17 protein-coding genes are annotated in these 16,992 nt (G+C 36.8%); 15 read left to right on the plus strand and 2 right to left on the minus strand.

Features of this window, described 5'->3' with window-relative positions; genetic code table 11:
• Nucleotides 1-115: 115 nt before the first annotated feature.
• From BUB12_RS02670 to yajC, 13 genes are all read left to right on the plus strand, one after another.
• On the plus strand, nucleotides 116-646 hold the full coding sequence (locus BUB12_RS02670; protein WP_072887742.1) for a Spo0B domain-containing protein: 531 nt from the start codon (nucleotides 116-118) through the stop codon (nucleotides 644-646).
• Between the two features lie 63 nt (nucleotides 647-709).
• Nucleotides 710-1,990, plus strand: coding sequence for a GTPase ObgE (obgE, locus tag BUB12_RS02675; protein ID WP_072887744.1), 1,281 nt, complete (start codon nucleotides 710-712; stop codon nucleotides 1,988-1,990).
• A 161-nt stretch (nucleotides 1,991-2,151) separates the two neighbouring features.
• Nucleotides 2,152-3,015 carry a SafA/ExsA family spore coat assembly protein gene (gene safA / locus BUB12_RS02680; protein WP_072887746.1) on the plus strand — a complete coding sequence of 288 codons (864 nt, stop codon included), beginning with the start codon at nucleotides 2,152-2,154 and terminating at the stop codon, nucleotides 3,013-3,015.
• Complete coding sequence (locus BUB12_RS02685) at nucleotides 2,996-3,961, plus strand: phosphotransferase (RefSeq protein WP_234982545.1); 966 nt, start codon at nucleotides 2,996-2,998, stop codon at nucleotides 3,959-3,961. The genes safA and BUB12_RS02685 overlap by 20 nt, the downstream gene beginning before the upstream one ends.
• Before the next feature lie 32 nt (nucleotides 3,962-3,993).
• On the plus strand, nucleotides 3,994-4,725 hold the full coding sequence (gene nadE, locus BUB12_RS02690) for an NAD(+) synthase (RefSeq protein WP_072887750.1): 732 nt from the start codon (nucleotides 3,994-3,996) through the stop codon (nucleotides 4,723-4,725).
• Between the two features lie 70 nt (nucleotides 4,726-4,795).
• On the plus strand, nucleotides 4,796-5,332 hold the full coding sequence (locus BUB12_RS02695; RefSeq protein WP_072887752.1) for a YhcN/YlaJ family sporulation lipoprotein: 537 nt from the start codon (nucleotides 4,796-4,798) through the stop codon (nucleotides 5,330-5,332).
• Nucleotides 5,333-6,448: 1,116 nt separating this feature from the next.
• Nucleotides 6,449-7,180 carry a YebC/PmpR family DNA-binding transcriptional regulator gene (locus tag BUB12_RS02700; protein ID WP_072887755.1) on the plus strand — a complete coding sequence of 244 codons (732 nt, stop codon included), beginning with the start codon at nucleotides 6,449-6,451 and terminating at the stop codon, nucleotides 7,178-7,180.
• A gap of 537 nt (nucleotides 7,181-7,717) precedes the next feature.
• The gene (gene ruvA / locus BUB12_RS02705; RefSeq protein ID WP_072887757.1) at nucleotides 7,718-8,320 is read left to right on the plus strand and encodes a Holliday junction branch migration protein RuvA; all 603 of its coding nucleotides are present in this window, start codon (nucleotides 7,718-7,720) and stop codon (nucleotides 8,318-8,320) included.
• A gap of 12 nt (nucleotides 8,321-8,332) precedes the next feature.
• Nucleotides 8,333-9,334, plus strand: a complete 1,002-nt coding sequence (gene ruvB / locus BUB12_RS02710; RefSeq protein ID WP_072887759.1) for a Holliday junction branch migration DNA helicase RuvB — start codon at nucleotides 8,333-8,335, stop codon at nucleotides 9,332-9,334.
• Nucleotides 9,334-9,531: a DUF2905 domain-containing protein gene (locus tag BUB12_RS02715; protein ID WP_072887761.1), complete on the plus strand. Its 198-nt coding sequence runs from the start codon at nucleotides 9,334-9,336 to the stop codon at nucleotides 9,529-9,531. Before ruvB ends, BUB12_RS02715 begins: the two co-directional genes overlap by 1 nt.
• Nucleotides 9,532-9,552: 21 nt before the next feature.
• Entirely contained in the window at nucleotides 9,553-10,578 is a 1,026-nt protein-coding gene (gene queA / locus BUB12_RS02720; protein WP_072887763.1) for a tRNA preQ1(34) S-adenosylmethionine ribosyltransferase-isomerase QueA, read from the plus strand.
• Between the two features lie 71 nt (nucleotides 10,579-10,649).
• Nucleotides 10,650-11,792 carry a tRNA guanosine(34) transglycosylase Tgt gene (gene tgt, locus BUB12_RS02725; protein WP_072887765.1) on the plus strand — a complete coding sequence of 381 codons (1,143 nt, stop codon included), beginning with the start codon at nucleotides 10,650-10,652 and terminating at the stop codon, nucleotides 11,790-11,792.
• A 19-nt stretch (nucleotides 11,793-11,811) separates the two neighbouring features.
• The gene (yajC, locus tag BUB12_RS02730; protein ID WP_072887767.1) at nucleotides 11,812-12,072 is read left to right on the plus strand and encodes a preprotein translocase subunit YajC; all 261 of its coding nucleotides are present in this window, start codon (nucleotides 11,812-11,814) and stop codon (nucleotides 12,070-12,072) included.
• Nucleotides 12,073-12,129: 57 nt separating this feature from the next.
• Here yajC and BUB12_RS02735 read toward each other — a convergent pair whose 3' ends face one another.
• The gene (locus BUB12_RS02735) at nucleotides 12,130-12,510 is read right to left on the minus strand and encodes a TIGR04086 family membrane protein (protein ID WP_072887769.1); all 381 of its coding nucleotides are present in this window, start codon (nucleotides 12,508-12,510) and stop codon (nucleotides 12,130-12,132) included.
• A gap of 166 nt (nucleotides 12,511-12,676) precedes the next feature.
• A complete protein-coding gene (spoVB, locus tag BUB12_RS02740) occupies nucleotides 12,677-14,227 on the minus strand; it encodes a stage V sporulation protein B (protein ID WP_072887770.1) in 1,551 nt (516 codons plus the stop codon).
• A 72-nt stretch (nucleotides 14,228-14,299) separates the two neighbouring features.
• On the opposite strand from spoVB, the gene BUB12_RS02745 reads away from it, so the two are divergent.
• Both BUB12_RS02745 and secDF read left to right on the plus strand, forming a co-directional pair.
• A complete protein-coding gene (locus BUB12_RS02745) occupies nucleotides 14,300-14,641 on the plus strand; it encodes a post-transcriptional regulator (protein ID WP_234982546.1) in 342 nt (113 codons plus the stop codon).
• Between the two features lie 45 nt (nucleotides 14,642-14,686).
• Entirely contained in the window at nucleotides 14,687-16,978 is a 2,292-nt protein-coding gene (secDF, locus tag BUB12_RS02750; protein ID WP_072887774.1) for a protein translocase subunit SecDF, read from the plus strand.
• Nucleotides 16,979-16,992: the final 14 nt, after the last annotated feature.

Genomic DNA, 16,992 nt, shown 5'->3' on the forward strand with positions numbered 1-16,992 from the left:
CGAACTTCCTATAAAGTCGGGGGTGACCAAGGCGCTTGCGCTTTTATTGAGTTAACTATAAGTTGTTACTATGAATGAGGATTGATATAATTTGTACAGGCAGGGGGGAAGAAAATTGAATACAAAGGATATTATTCAATTGCTTAGACACCAACGTCATGACATGATGAATCATTTACAAGTGATGCAAGGGTATTTATCGATGGGAAAGACTGATAAAGTACATAAAAAGATGGAAGATGTTATAGAATCTTTTGCAAACGAGCGAAAATTAATGAACTTAGAAACAGATGAACTTGCTTTATGGCTGATTCAATTTAATACGATAAATAAGAATATCCGTTTAACATACGATATATGTATTGAGAAACAAAAATTAACCCTGTATGAAGCATTTATTTTAAAAAAATGCCAATACATTACAGAAATGGTTCAATCTTATGGGGATAGTGATCAATTATACGAAGCAAAATTGGTTTTATCCAACGAGAATGACGGAAAAGAAGTTTGGATAGAATTTTCAATATCTGGTTCTTTTCAACATATGGGTAAGCTAACCGAAAAGTTAAGTGAGCAAGAAGATATTGATACACAATGGGAAGAGAATGAAGTTATTTGTAGAATTTCAATCAACACTTCCAATTGAACAGATAAGAAGTGAAAGTACCAGATATCTTACTTTTACTTTTTAAATAATGAGGTGAGCAGTATGTTTGTAGATCAGGTCAAGGTCTATGTAAAAGCAGGTGACGGTGGAAATGGTTTAGTAGCCTATCGCCGTGAAAAATATGTACCTAAAGGTGGACCAGCTGGTGGAGACGGCGGAAATGGTGGAGATGTTGTCTTTAGAGTAGATGAAGGATTAAATACATTAATGGATTTTCGTTACAACCGTCATTTCAAGGCAAAACGTGGTGAAAATGGGATGAGTAAAAATCAGCATGGTAGAAATTCTGATCCTTTAGTCGTTCCTGTTCCCCCTGGTACAACTGTAATTGATGAAGATACAGACCAGGTGATTGCAGATTTAACTACACATAATCAGGAAGCAATCATTGCTAAAGGTGGTAGAGGTGGTAGAGGAAATAGTCGTTTTGCTACACCTAGAAACCCTGCACCAGATTTTGCTGAAAATGGGGAACCTGGTCAAGAGCGCAATATTAAGGTGGAATTAAAGCTGATTGCTGACGTAGGCTTAGTAGGTTTCCCTAGTGTTGGGAAATCGACATTTTTATCGGTTGTAAGTGCCGCTAAGCCTAAAATTGCTGATTACCATTTTACAACGCTTGCACCGAATTTAGGGGTAGTGGAAACAACCGACCAACGAAGTTTCGTGTTAGCTGACCTACCAGGATTAATTGAAGGTGCTCACGAAGGGGTTGGTTTAGGCCACCAATTCTTGAGACATGTTGAACGGACAAGGGTTATTATTCATGTCATTGATATGGCAGGTACAGAAGGCCGTGATCCTTATGATGACTTTATAAAAATCAATCAAGAATTGAAAGAATATGATGAGAACTTGATGGAACGTCCTCAGGTGATTGCAGCTAATAAAATGGATATGCCAGGAGCAGAAGATAATCTGGAGCAGTTTAAATCTCAATTAAACGAAGAATATCAAATTTTTCCTATCTCGGCAATAACAAAAGAAGGACTGCGTGATCTTCTGTTTGCAGTTGCAGATTTATTAGATGAGATTCCGAAGATTGCTCCTAAACTGGAAGAAGTACAAGAAAAAGTTGTCTATCGCTATGAGAAAGAAGAAAAAGGATTTGAAATTGCGCGTGATGATGATGGTTCCTTTGTTCTTTCAGGTCCTAGAATTGAAAAGTTATTTAAAATGACGGACTTCAATAGAGATGAAGCTATTCAGCGATTTGCGAGACAAATGCGAACAATGGGTGTCGATGATGCACTTCGTGAAAAAGGTGCAAAAGATGGAGATACCATACGCTTAATGGACTTTGAGTTTGAATTTGTGGAATAACGAAAAATACTATAAAAATCAAGAGGTTTCTACAAACTGGTTACTTACCCAGATTGTAGAAACCTCTTTTTTGTGATATTGGTTCAACTTTTAGGAATTATTTGCATATGTTGATATAGAGTATTAGCCCAGTAATAGAAATGAAAGGAGTTCGGTTAGACTTGAAAATTCATGTAGTACAAAAAGGTGACACACTATGGGAGATTTCAAAGCAATATGGTGTCGATTTTGACGAGGTGAAAAGTCTTAATTCACAAATAGCCAGCCCGGATATGATTATGCCAGGTATGAAAATTAAAATACCTAGTTCAGCAAAAACCGTAAAGAAAGAAATGCCGAAAAAGGAAATGCAAAAACCAGTGGTGGAGAAGCCATATAAAGATATTTCGCCAAAACCAATGCCTGCTATTAAGGAAGATGACATGAAACCGATGAAAGAGGTTAAGCCTGAAATGCCTTTACCTCAAATGCCGCAATTACCTATGCAACCAATCATGCAAATGCCAATCATGGAACAAAATATGACCGTTCAATTCCCGGATATGCCAGAGAGTCCTGAGAGCTCTGAAAGTAAAGAACAACCAATGTACCATCAACCAATCCAACAACAACCAGTGCAGCAGCAACCAGTGCAACAACCAATCCAACAACAAATGCCGCAACCTATGCCACAAAACTTAATACCACTATGCTGTCATGTTATGCATCCATGTTATCCACCGGTACCTTTTACAATGATGGTGGATGAAGCAACACTTCCGGGACATCAACAGCCAATGTATGGAATGGAGATGCCAATGCAAGAAAAAGACTGTGGATGCAAGGGAAGTACTCCTATGCCTCCTCAAATGGGATATATGGCACCTCCAATGACAGGATTTGACCCTAGTCAACAAATGTCCCAAGCACCACAATCTACAACAACTTATCCACCAACCCAACCTAATTCATTCGCACCTTTTCCAACTCCACCGGGATTTCAAGGTTTAAGAAATTTTGATGGAGATGAGTCATCAAGTGAGTAATTTAGGGGGAAGAGAGAGACATTATCAACGTCTCTCTTCTTTTTTGTATTGGCAAGGAGAATTAGAAGTTGGGAAAATGACAAATATAAAACAAGATGTCTTTCTTATAGAGACTCATAACGGAAAAAAATATATATTAAAAAGACATCATAAAATGAAGACGGTCACTCAGCAATGGGAGTTTTTTCAAAAAGTTAATAGTCAGCATCTAACTCCATTTCTTTCTTTTCCAAATAATAAAGAGATACTTATAGGTGAAAACGGGTATTGGACAATATCTCCGTATCGAAATGGACGGAAATTATATTACTCTAATCCAGATGATCGATTAAAGGCTCTAAGAACAATACAAGATTTTCATAAAGAAGCAACTAGTATCTATGTGAATCAACCGATTAAAAGGAAACTTTTTTATGAGCGCTGGTACAATCGATTACAACGGTTTAAGCAAACAGAATCATTGTTCACATCATACGGGTATCCCAATCTTTTTAAAGATATTTCAAGACATACAGAATATTATATTATTCAAATTTCAAAGTATCCATGGCAACAATACCAGAAACAAGCTATAAATGATGGGAATTGGGTGCATGGCGATGTTGCTAGTCATAACTTTATCTTAAACGATGAAAAAGTATGGTTAATCGACTTTGATTTATTACAAAATACCGATCAAATTTATGATTATATTCAGCTAGGCCAACGCTTTTTGCCATATATTAATTGGGATGTGAATCAATTATTGGCGTATGAGATGGTTCCTGATAAGGACGTTAAGAGATGGCTTCTGTCTGTCTATATTCCGAGCGATTTAATTCGGGAATGGTTATTTTACTTAAGTAAACCATCAAAAAAGCCGATAAAAGAATTCTTAAAAGACGTGGAAATGCAATGGCTAAAACGTAAAATATTTTTGAAAAATGCCAAATCAGTGATAAAATAAAAAGATGCAGTAAGAGATAAAGGAGAATCGAAATGAGAAATGAAGTAGAGAATATTGTCAAATGGTTACAAGAACAAGTAGAAACTACAGGTGTGAAAGGTCTTCTAGTGGGTGTTAGCGGTGGTCTAGATTCTGCAGTTGTCGCTAACTTAATTAAACAAGCATGCCCAAATGATTCTGTTGGAGTTATTATGCCTTTAAATAGTGATCCAGAAGGCATGAAACATGCTCAGAGTGTCATTGATCAATGTGGTATTAAAGGGATGACAGTTGACCTCACAGAAACGCATCAAACGATGTTTTCTACAATAAAAAATGAGTTAAAAAATGACTTTAATGAAAGTAATGAGCAGCTTGCTGATGCTAATTTGCGCGCCAGATTACGCATGAGCACATTATATACAATTGCAACTAATTTTAATTATTTGGTCGTAGGTACAGATAATGCTGCGGAGTGGTACACTGGTTACTTCACTAAGTACGGCGATGGTGGGGTTGATATTTTACCTATTTCAGATTTCACAAAAGGTGAAGTACGAGAGATGGCACAGTATTTAGGTGTTCCAGATGAAGTAATTAATAAAAAGCCAAGTGCTGATCTTTGGGAAGGTCAAACAGATGAAGCGGAAATGGGAACAACTTACGATAAAATCGATGCTTATCTAAAAGGTGAGACAATTCCAGAAGAGGATAAAGCTGTAATTGAGCGCATGCATGCACGCTCGGCTCATAAACGAAATCCATTACCACAATACAAGCGTTAGTTAAAATTTAAATATTTCCATGAGTAAATTATCCTCCCTATTACAGACTATTGTTAAGGGAGGTATTTCTATGCAAAGATTACTTTTTATCATAGGTTCACTTGTGTTACTATCGGCATGCAATACAACAGATGATGCTAGTCCAGAAAGAAATGGTCAAGATCATAACAATATACAACCGATTCGTTATGAAACAGAGGATGATAGGGAACAAAAAGATATTGGACAAAGAGGCGGCTATCCTCAAAGTGAATTAAATGGGTTACATGATGATGGTGTTAATGAGAAGACTCGAGATCAATTTTTCACGGAAGAAGCACAGGAAATTTCAGATCATTTACACCAGAGAAAGGATATAAAACAAGCACAGGTAGCAATCACAGATGACCGAGTAGTTGTTGCTGTAACGCTTAACGAATATTTAGAGCATCATGAAATCAGTAGAGATATTGAAAAAGATGTACGCAAGTTTGTCGATGATAAAGCGATTGTCGTATATACGGATGATTACTACTGGAAACGTATGAAAAACTTAAATGCAAGACAATCCAATTTTGGTGAAGAAATGGACGAATTCCTTGAAAACTTCTTTAATACGGATGACTAAAAAGCCTTTGTTTTACAGAGGCTTTTTTGAAAGCTGAGATTGGGCTGGGAAATAACTAACTATAATCAATCTATAAACGAACAATTATAGTTGAACAAATTGTGAATGTAGATATTCATAGGATTGATTGCTTTTATAGTTATTAAAAACTCAAAGTTAGTGCTATTTGATTTACACTGCTGGCAGTCACTTTCATTTCCAGCACAAGGGCGATATCTGTTTAGTCTTCCTTCGGTCGATTTCACAGTGGCTTCTTTGTCACAGGGCACGGGTTCAGCCAGGCTACTACTTGAATAATCTTCTTAGTTGCCTTGTACCGAGGAATTAACTACTAAGATTTGCTAGTAGATGCAGGTACATCCTTGTTGGGTCTTCAGACACTTGCTGTCCCTACAGGAAAAAGTTTTCGGTGGGGCGAGTAATCGCAATGAAACTACGCAGTGTTACTTCTATGCTCTTGTGCCGAGTAATCGCAGGCACAGTCCCAAGAAAGGCTATTCTAGCGACGCATCGCACGCAGAAAATGCACATAGAAATGCATTTTCAAGGAGTCGACTGCCATTCGCTCCAATCAACAATCTAAATTGCAATACTATTAAATTGATATTGATGCCAAAACTAGCGAAGGAAATACGCGAAGACTCCTGCGGGAGCAGAGGCATCGGTGAGACCCCACAGGACGAAAGTCCGAGGAGGCTCACCAGCCGCCCGCGGAAAGCGAAGTGTATTTTCCGTAGCGGTAGAATTTACGCCATCTCTAAAATTCACTTTTAATATCAAAAAAGTCCTAACAAATTGCTCGGATTTTGATTCATCTAAAATACTTTTGTCCCAGCCTCTTGATAAGAGGGCATGCGCCTATCAGTGAATCTACATAGAATTACTTATCTAACTTTTTTGACGAGTAACCACAGTCCCAGTCCACACGTCGTATAGAGAATGCTTTATACTTTTCAATCAGGAAATGTCATGGGTTATCTACAATAATGGTTGTCATGAGAAAAATTTAACTATAAAATAATAAAGGTGCATAGGGAAGGCTTAATGATAGGGTTTGCCTGTTGTATTATTTTTGATATAGTAAAGTAAGAATTTGAAGTGGGGAGGAGTGTCTCTATGGCTGGACATTCTAAATGGAAAAATATTCAAAGAAGAAAAAATGCACAAGACGCTAAAAAAGGTAAAATCTTCATGCGTCATGCAAAAGATATTTATACGGCAGCTAAACAAGGTGGAGGAGACTTATCCACTAATGCATCTTTAAGGTTAGCAGTAGATAAAGCGAAAGCTGACAATATGCCTAACGATAACATAGACCGTGCAATTAAAAAGGCTACCGGAACATTAGACGGTGCTACTTATGAAGAAATTACTTATGAAGGATATGGCCCAGGTGGTGTGGCTGTAATCGTAAACATATTAACGGACAACAGAAATCGTACAGCTGCAGAAATTCGTCTTGCATTTAAGAAAAATGGTGGTAACTTAGGGGAGAATGGTAGTGTATCCTTTATGTTTGACCGCAAAGGGTATATTCTTGTCCTAAATGAGGATCACTCGATCTCTGAAGACGATATTACATTAGAGGCAATTGAAGCAGGGGCTGAAGATATCGTTACAGAAGAAGGTGCTTATGAAATCTTTACAGCACCAGAAGATTTTGATGCTGTTTGTGACCATTTAAGAAATTCAGGTTATGATTTAGAAGATGCTGAAGTAACGTTAATTCCACAAAATTATCAAACCATTAATGAAGATGAGTTAGAGAAAATGAACAATTTAGTAGATATGCTTGAAGATAATGAAGATGTACAAGATATCCATCACAATTTAAAAGAAAATGAATAAATGCTTGTGAAAGGAGGCTATCTCTATTCGGATGTTTTAACCAATAGGAGATAGCTTCTTTTTGATAAAGTAAATCTTGCAGAGATGTCTAGCTCCGAGCGCCTGCGACTAGCGAAGGATCTACATAGAATTACTTCTTTGCCCTTTGTGCCGAGTAATCGCAGGCACAAGACTTCCTTCGCCTCCGTACGATAAAGAAGACTTGCCGATTGGTGAAACCAGAGGCTTAGTCGCACTTATACCCTTGTGGTGAAAGTCAACATCGACTCCAAAGATATATAGGAAGGCCGACTAAAACCGGACTTTGCGTCCAACGTCGGCATACCCCTATGAAGGGGCATGTTTCCTTTATCTCCTACGGTAGGAATGTTCAATTAATAACGCCACTTTGCGTGGCAACATTGAACCACCAGCGTTGCGCTGGCGCAGTCCGTACGTCGCAAAACGGGCGCTCTGCACTTTCAAATATTCGTATTCCATTACTCCTAAGTTGGAATTGTGGTAGAATGGGGAAAGATATTAGGGGGAGAAGATAAAATGATTACATATATTAAAGGTGAGCTAACAGCTATTCAAGATGAGGCTGTTGCTGTTGAAGTACAAGGCATAGGGTATGAGATTATTTGTCCAAACCCTTTTGTGTTCCAATCGTTATTAAATCAAGAAGTGAAAATATATACGTATCATCATGTTCGAGAAGATGCACAACTTTTATATGGATTTAAGAATGAGGATCAAAAATATTTGTTTAAAAATCTAATCTCTGTTTCCGGTATCGGTCCGAAAGGTGCTCTTGCTATCTTAGGAGGAGTCGATATACCAGAGTTTGTTAGCGCAATAGAAAGAGAAGATGATAAGTTTCTAACAAGCTTCCCAGGCGTAGGGAAAAAGACAGCAAGACAAATTATTCTAGACCTAAAAGGGAAACTGACAGGAATGTTTACAATTGGAGAAGCTTCTGAACAACCAAATGTATCCTCTCCTGCGGTTTCTGAATCGGTTGATGAAGCGAAAGAAGCATTAAAAGCATTAGGTTATACAGAAAAAGAGTTGAAACCAATCACGCAGCAGTTACAACAGATGGATGGAACAACGGATGAATTAGTTCGTAAAGGCTTAAGCTTACTTATGAAAAAATAAGGGGGATTTACTATGGAAGAGAGAATGGTAACAGGGGAATTACAAGAAGAAGATTCTTCTGTTGAACTTAGTCTTCGCCCCACAGCATTATCTCAATACATCGGTCAACAAAAGGTAAAAGAGAACTTAAGTATCTTCATCAAAGCTGCTAAAATGCGTGAAGAACCATTGGATCACGTGTTATTATATGGACCTCCAGGGTTAGGGAAAACGACTCTAGCAGCAATAATTGCCAATGAGATGGGTGTACAGTTTCGTTCGACTTCAGGACCTGCAATTGATAGGGCTGGAGACCTTGCAGCGATCCTTTCCTCACTTGAGCCAGGCGATGTATTATTTATTGATGAAGTTCACCGTCTTCCACGTTCAGTAGAAGAAGTATTGTATTCTGCTATGGAAGATTTCTTCATAGATATTGTCATTGGAACAGGACCAAGTGCTAGATCAGTTCGTATTGATTTACCACCATTCACATTAGTTGGGGCAACTACAAGAGCAGGGCTGCTGTCTGCTCCATTACGTGACCGATTTGGAGTGCTAAGTAGGCTCGAGTACTATGAAACAAAAGATCTCTGTTCGATCGTGGAAAGAACAGCAGATATTTTCGAGACCTCTATTTCGAAAGATGCAGCTGTGGAAGTGGCTAGACGCTCAAGAGGAACGCCACGTATTGCTAACCGTTTATTAAAACGGATTCGTGATATTTCTCAAGTAAAAGGGGAAAAAGAAATTGGTCTTGAGACCACCAGTCAAGCATTAAAGATGTTACAGGTGGATGATGTTGGATTGGATCACGTCGATCATAAACTTTTAAAAGGGATTATTGAAGGGTTTCAAGGTGGTCCAGTAGGGTTAGATACAATTGCCGCAACGATTGGTGAAGAATCGCAAACAATTGAAGATGTGTATGAACCTTACTTGCTACAAATAGGGTTTATTCAACGTACTCCTAGGGGAAGGCTAGTAACAGAGAAAGCTTATCAACACTTTGGATTGAAAGCGAATGATAACTAATGAATGTTGGAAAAGTACTTATAGTAATGGGAGTCCTTTTAGTAATTATAGGATTGATTTGGCAGTTTATAGGGAAACTACCAGGTGATATTAGCTTTAAAAAAGGAAATGTTTCCTTCCACTTTCCTATTATGACGTCTATCGTTATAAGTATTATCTTGTCATTACTCTTTTTCATCATTGGAAGATTTCGTTAACTATAGTAAGGGGATTTCATCATGAACATAGAAGACTTTGATTTTGATTTACCAGAAGAGTTAATTGCACAAACACCATTGAAAGATCGTACATCGTCACGGTTGCTAGTACTGAATCGTGATAAAAAGCAAGTAGAACACCGCCATTTTAAGGATATAAAAGCGTACTTAAAACCTGGTGATTGCCTTGTATTAAATGATACTCGTGTATTACCAGCCAGGTTATATGGTGTAAAAGAAGATACCGGAGCTAAAGTAGAGGTATTATTATTAAAGCAAGAAGAAAATGATACGTGGGAAGTGTTAGCGAAACCAGCGAAAAAAATAAAAGAAGGTACCGTTCTTTTATTTGGAGATGGGAAGCTTAAAGCTACATGTATAGGAACAAAAGAACATGGTGGACGTATTTTGGACTTTGCTTATGAGGGCATCTTTTATGAAGTATTAGATGAACTAGGAGAAATGCCATTGCCGCCATACATAAAAGAGCAGTTACCTGAAAGGGAAAGATATCAAACGGTTTACGCTAAGGAAGAAGGTTCTGCTGCTGCACCAACTGCAGGGCTTCATTTTACTACCCAATTATTAGAAGAAATTAAAGAGATGGGCGTAACGGTTACCTTTATTACTTTACATGTTGGATTAGGAACGTTCCGACCAGTTAGTGTAGACAATATTGATGAGCACGAAATGCACGCTGAATTTTACCAAATGTCTGAGGAAACAGCTGAAACCATTAACCGAGTGAAAGAAAGCGGTGGAAGAGTAATTTCTGTCGGGACAACATCAACTAGAACGTTAGAGACGATTGCAAGAGATCATGGAAGAATGGTTGCATCTAGTGGTTGGACGGATATTTTTATATACCCACCGTATGAACTCAAGGCTATTGATGGGTTAATTACTAATTTCCATTTACCGAAATCTACGTTAATTATGCTCGTTAGTGCATTTGTTGACCGAGAAACTGTGCTGTCCGCTTATGAGGAAGCAGTGAAGGAAAAGTACCGATTCTTTAGTTTTGGCGATGCAATGCTCATTCTATAAAACGGGTGAAGCACGTGAAATAGAAAAGAATGAAGCAAACTGAATCTATTTTATAAAGGAAGTATAAAACAATGACAACACCAATCAGATATGAATTTATTAAAACGTGTAAACAAACAGGAGCAAGACTTGGAAGAGTACATACTCCTCATGGTTCATTTGACACACCAACCTTTATGCCTGTTGGTACATTGGCAACTGTTAAAACGATGAGCCCAGAAGACCTTCAATCGATGAATGCAAATATTATTTTATCGAATACTTACCACCTCTGGTTGAGACCTGGTGAGGATATTATTCGTGAAGCAGGTGGGCTGCATAAATTTATGAACTGGGATGGAGCCATTTTAACAGATTCTGGTGGTTTCCAAGTGTTTAGCTTAAGTGATATGAGAGAAATAAAAGAGGAAGGTGTTCATTTCCGTAATCATTTAAGTGGTGAAAAATTATTTTTATCACCAGAAAAAGCAATGCAGATTCAAAATGCATTAGGTTCTGATATTATGATGGCTTTTGATGAATGTCCACCATACCCAGCAACCTATGATTACATGAAATCCTCGGTTGAAAGAACATCTCGTTGGGCTGAGAGATGTTTAGAAGCTCATGAACGACAAGATGTACAGGGGTTATTTGGCATTATTCAGGGTGGAGAATATGAAGATTTACGCCGACAAAGTGCACAAGATCTTATATCATTAGACTTTCCTGGTTATGCTGTTGGTGGGCTCTCTGTTGGAGAACCTAAGGATGTTATGAATCGTGTATTAGATTTTACAACGCCATTAATGCCAACGGACAAGCCTCGTTACCTTATGGGAGTTGGGTCACCTGATTCCTTAATTGATGGTGCCATTCGTGGGATTGATATGTTTGATTGTGTATTACCAACTCGAATTGCAAGAAATGGAACATGTATGACGTCAAATGGAAGATTGGTTGTTCGTAATGCAAAATATGCACGTGATTTTAGTCCAATTGATGAAAATTGTGATTGTCACGTATGTAAAAATTACACAAGAGCTTACATTAGACACCTAATAAAATGTAATGAAACATTTGGTTTCAGACTTACTACTTATCATAACTTATATTTTCTGTTAAAATTAATGGAGCAAGTCCGAAATGCTATTCGAAATGACGAATTAGGGGACTTTAAAGAAGCATTCTTTGAACAATATGGTTTAAATCAACCGAATGCAAAAAACTTTTAAAGAAAGAGGTGACTGATACATGGAACAGCTAAGTCCAATTATTATGCTTGTATTGATGTTTGTTATTTTCTATTTCTTACTTATCCGTCCACAACAAAAGCGTCAAAAACAAGTAAGACAAATGCAAGCGGATTTACAAAAAGGTGATACTGTAATTACTATCGGTGGATTCCACGGCACAATTCATGCAATGGATGAAAGCACGATTGTACTAATAACTGAAAACGGTACGAAACTTACATATGACCGTTCAGCAGTAAGAGAAGTTAAAACTCAATAAGTAAAAAGGGAGCGATACACTAGTATTCTCCCTTTTTCTTTTTGTCCTTCTATTAACTTAAGATTCTTCCCCTGAAACTACATTTACTCCAACTACTCCACCTAATACTGCTGATAAAATATAAAAGAGGTGGTGAATGGATTGTTGTGCATTAAATGATTCTCCGTAACCTAGAAATTGTACTAGAAATACAAATAGTGTGAATCCTAAACCAGTGAAAGCACCGATGATCCATCCCTTTGCTTTTCCTTTAATACCTGCGATCATTCCGCCTAAGAATAAGACGATTAATCCGATGACAAGTGCTACCCAAGTAAGGGTAGGCTCGTTAAACGTTGAGAATTTAAGTAATAGTGCTAAACTAAGGCTTGATAAAAAGATTAATGCTAACACTACAATCCAACCGTACATCAAAGCAATTATTTGTTGCTGACGCATTTACTTCTCCCCCTTGATTGTCCATTTATTAAAATAGTATTCATGTCCAAGAAAAATAGACGAGTTTTTTTAAAAAACTAAAAAATAAATTAGAAAGATGTAGCTCTCTTTAAATTTGAGAAATTACAAAGGTGTCTAGCTCCGAGCACCTGCGCTTTTGTTCTAATTAAACCCATTTTTGGATAATTGGTATTTGTTTTAATTCCTCTTTCGTTATGAAACTTAAAATAAATAAGAAGAAAACGTAGAAAGCACACAGTGCAATTAAAGTTAGGAAGAATATTATTAAGTTTGGATCAAAGAAAGCATAGATATTTTTTAGTAGACTTCCAATTCCCCATGTAAACAATATTAATAAAATCATTTTGATAATATCTTTAATTGGTATATAGAAGTTTATTAACTTTCGTAACGATCCTAAATGTAAAATAGTCACTAGGATGACACCTACACTCATTGCAATGGCAACACCCATAATTCCAAACTTTTCATTCGATGCTAGTACAAATAATGCGCTTAATTTAACAATTGTACCAATCAAACTATTCCACATTGCAGGTCGAGCGAGGTCCAATGCTTGTAATGTTGCTTGTAATGGTGCTTGAATATAAAGTAAAATAAAGAATGGCGCCATAAGTATTAAAAAGCGACTTGCATTACCAGTTCCATACATAAAGGTTAGGATAGGTTCAGCAAATAATGTTAGAGCCACTGTAGCAATTGCGCCTGAGGCAAAGGAAATACGGATGGATTGATGGATGCGATAATGAATCAATTGATTATTTTTATTTGCATCTGCCTCAGATATTGATGGTACTAGTGCAATCGATAACGAGTGGGTGATAAATGTAGGTAGAAATAATAATGGTAAAACAAAACCTGTTAACTCCCCATATTGTTTGGTTGCTAATGTAGTTGAGACACCGGCGATTGCTAGTGCTTGTGCCACTAAAATTGGCTCTAAAAAGTTTGAGATGGAACCTACCATTCTACTGCCTGTGCTAGGTAATGCAATCGAAAATAGTTCTTTTAATGTATCCTTACTGGACTTTAAATAGGAGAAAAACCGATATCTTATTTTTATGGTTTTCTTACGCTTGAATAAGTAAATCATATATAATAAAGATACGAATTCACCTAAAATCACACTAAACATGGCTCCTGCAGCTGCAAATTCCACACCATATGGTAAGAGTAATTTTACAAATAACGCGACACAACTGATTCGGACAATTTGTTCAATAACTTGAGCATAGCTTTGTGGTTTCATATTTTGCTTACCTTGGAAATACCCGCGTAAAACAGAAGAGATAGCAACAATTGGTATAATCGGGCTAATCGCGACTAGAGGATACAATGTACGACTATCTGTAAGCAACGTATTTGCCACAAATGGTGCTAGGAATATCATGACGATTGTAAAAATGATACTAGATGTTCCTGTAATAATTAAGGAAACCACTAATATCTTTTTTACCTTTACTTGGTCTTTTTTCGCTTCTGCTTCTGCAACTCGTTTCGAAATCGCAACAGGGAGCCCTAATTGTGTTAAAGTCATGACTAGAAAAAGGGTAGGGAGTGCCATCATATAAAGCCCAATACCTTCTTCTCCCATTAATCTAGCAATGACTAAACGATTAATAAAGCCAAGAAAACGTGTAATCATACCAGCTAGAATTAAAATAAGTGTTCCTTTTAAAAAAGTTTGTTTAGACAACTTGGACAACCTGCCTTCTCAAAAAATAAAATTTCATATACAATGATATATATGCAATTAAGTGGGCCAAGCATGACAAGTTGTCTAAAGAAAAAAGTTAATGGGGGAAAAACAATGGAAGTAATGGAAAAGACAGTCGATGAATGGAAACCTGCTCTTTTACCAGCATTAGAAAGCAAGGTTGATGAATTACAATTATTGGGATATTCCAAAACGAGCATCGATGATGTATGGAAATGCTTAGTTGAAAAAGTGTGGAAAGGAAACCCAAGTAAACGATTGTTTGAGGTTACGCAAGACATCCTGCATTTAAACACGAATATTTATATGAGTTACTTAACCGTAAGTGCGTATCAGGACAATGAGGATTTAATGGCTTCCATTGCTGCATTAACTGGGGATACTGAGGAATAAATACATAGAGATTGTCTTGTTGTAAATGAAGGAGGAACTTTTTCAATGAAAAATAAAGGCAGAATTATATCCTTTTTCCTCATTGTAATCACATTAGGTATTGTGATAGGAATGTTCGGAAAAAGTACAGCAGAAGATATTAATCTTGGACTAGATTTACAGGGTGGATTTGAGGTTTTATATGAAGTAGAACCTGTAGATGAAGAACAAGAGGTAAATCGTAAACTATTAGAATCAACCGTAGAAACATTAAACGACCGTGTAAATCGTTTAGGTATTAGTGAAGCAGTAATTGATATTGAAGGAGAAAACCGGATTCGTGTACAACTAGCTGGGGTTGAAAATCAAACTGAAGCGAGGGAGCTATTAGCTACTTCAGCTAGATTATCTTTCAGAAATTCTGATGACGTTGAGTTATTAGATGGAACGGATATAAAAGAAGGTAGTGCTAAACAAGACTTTAATGGAACCACTGGTGAGCCAATAGTCACCTTACAGCTTAAGAGTGCTTCTCAATTTGGTGAAGTAACGAGTGAATTAGCAAAGAATTATAATCCAAATGTAACGGATTTCTTACCTTTAGCAGAAAGAGAAAACGTGCTTGTTATATGGATGGATTACCAAGAAGGAGATTCATTTGTTGAAGAAGCTCAAAAAGAAGAGCCAAAATTCGTTTCCGCTCCAGGTGTTAAAGAGACATTAAATACTACTAATGTAGAAATTAGTGGAACTTTCACCGTTGATTCAGCGCAGCGATTAGCAGATATTATTAATTCTGGATCACTTCCAGTACATATGAACGAAATTTATTCTACATCTGTAGGAGCTCAGTTTGGGGAACAAGCATTAAATGAAACAGTCCTAGCAGCATTTGTTGGGATCGGTATTATTTTTATCTTTATGATGGTTGTATATCGTTTCCCTGGAATTATTTCTGTTATTAACTTAAGTGTATATATTTTCCTAGTACTATTATTCTTCAAATTGATGAATGGGGTTTTAACACTACCAGGTATTGCCGCTTTAATTTTAGGGGTAGGTATGGCCGTCGATGCCAACGTTATTACATTCGAAAGAATAAAAGAAGAATTGAGGGAAGGGAAGTCGTTAATTGCTTCCTTTAAGGCTGGAACCAAAAACTCACTAAGAGCAATAGTTGATGCAAACATAACTACACTTCTTGCAGCTGCAGTACTATTTATGTTTGGTACTAGCTCTGTCAAAGGTTTCGCAACAATGTTAATTCTAAGTATTGTTGTCAGTTTCTTAACAGCAGTATTTGGTACAAGATGGTTATTACAACTCTGGATCAAAGCGAAATTCCTTAAAAATAACCCAGCATGGTTTGGAGTTAAGAAAGATGACATTAAAGATATTAGTGATAAATCAGAGGTTGAACCTAAGTTCATAAAATGGAATCCAAATGTGGTAGATAATCGTAAGAAGTTTTTCATTGTAACAAGTACTTTGGTTATCATTGGAGCACTTTCCCTAATTATCTTTAAGTTAAATCCTGGAATTGACTTTACTTCTGGTGCAAGAATTCAAGTCGCATCTGAAACGACACTGACAGCAGAACAGGTTGCGGATGACTTTGAAGCACTTGGATTAGAACCAAAATCTATTGTTTTATCAGGGGATAACAATGAAAATGCAGTAGCTCGATTTGATAAAGAAATTCAAGACAAAAAGATTACTGAATTAACTTCTTATTTTGAAGAAAAATATGGCATGACTCCGAGTGCGAGTGTGGTTTCCTCCATTGTTGGGGAAGAGTTAGTAAAAAATGCACTTTATGCGTTAGCTTTAGCATCCATCGGTATGATTATCTATGTCGCAATACGCTTTGAATTTTTCTTTGCAATTACAACTATTATTGCGTTATTACATGATGTATTTATTACATTAGCCGTATTCAGTATTGCAAGAATTGAATTTGATGTTACGATAGTTGCTGCTATCCTAACTATTATTGGTTATTCCATCAACGCAACGATTGTTACGTTTGATAGGATCAGAGAGAATATTCAACGTAAGAAAAAAGCAGTTAAAACATTTAGTGAACTTGCAAAAATCGTTAATGAAAGTATCGTTCAGACGATGACGAGAACCGTTAATACTTCTATCACCACTTTAATAGCAGTATTTTCATTCTTAATTCTTGGTGCACAACCGATTACTGGATTTGCGATTGCATTAGCAGTAGGATTAATTGCAGGTACGTATTCTTCTCTATTCCTAGCTACTCAATTGTGGTTAGTTTGGAGAGGTAAAAATATTAAAGAAAAACCAGTTGACTTTAGAAAGAAAAAACGTGTGGAAGGACCACAAGTTTAATATGAATTAATAAA

This window comes from Ornithinibacillus halophilus (assembly GCF_900129485.1).
Classification (GTDB): Bacteria; Bacillota; Bacilli; order Bacillales; family Amphibacillaceae; genus Ornithinibacillus; species Ornithinibacillus halophilus.

Coding starts and splice junctions, on each gene's coding strand:
- queA (WP_072887763.1), top strand. CDS start 9,553: ATGAACATAGAAGACTTTGATTTTGATTTACCAGAAGAGTTAATTGCA.
- yajC (WP_072887767.1), top strand. CDS start 11,812: ATGGAACAGCTAAGTCCAATTATTATGCTTGTATTGATGTTTGTTATT.
- BUB12_RS02715 (WP_072887761.1), top strand. CDS start 9,334: ATGAATGTTGGAAAAGTACTTATAGTAATGGGAGTCCTTTTAGTAATT.
- ruvA (WP_072887757.1), top strand. CDS start 7,718: ATGATTACATATATTAAAGGTGAGCTAACAGCTATTCAAGATGAGGCT.
- ruvB (WP_072887759.1), top strand. CDS start 8,333: ATGGAAGAGAGAATGGTAACAGGGGAATTACAAGAAGAAGATTCTTCT.
- nadE (WP_072887750.1), top strand. CDS start 3,994: ATGAGAAATGAAGTAGAGAATATTGTCAAATGGTTACAAGAACAAGTA.
- BUB12_RS02695 (WP_072887752.1), top strand. CDS start 4,796: ATGCAAAGATTACTTTTTATCATAGGTTCACTTGTGTTACTATCGGCA.
- obgE (WP_072887744.1), top strand. CDS start 710: ATGTTTGTAGATCAGGTCAAGGTCTATGTAAAAGCAGGTGACGGTGGA.
- BUB12_RS02685 (WP_234982545.1), top strand. CDS start 2,996: ATGAGTCATCAAGTGAGTAATTTAGGGGGAAGAGAGAGACATTATCAA.
- BUB12_RS02745 (WP_234982546.1), top strand. CDS start 14,300: ATGACAAGTTGTCTAAAGAAAAAAGTTAATGGGGGAAAAACAATGGAA.
- BUB12_RS02735 (WP_072887769.1), bottom strand. CDS start 12,510: ATGCGTCAGCAACAAATAATTGCTTTGATGTACGGTTGGATTGTAGTG.
- BUB12_RS02700 (WP_072887755.1), top strand. CDS start 6,449: ATGGCTGGACATTCTAAATGGAAAAATATTCAAAGAAGAAAAAATGCA.
- tgt (WP_072887765.1), top strand. CDS start 10,650: ATGACAACACCAATCAGATATGAATTTATTAAAACGTGTAAACAAACA.
- secDF (WP_072887774.1), top strand. CDS start 14,687: ATGAAAAATAAAGGCAGAATTATATCCTTTTTCCTCATTGTAATCACA.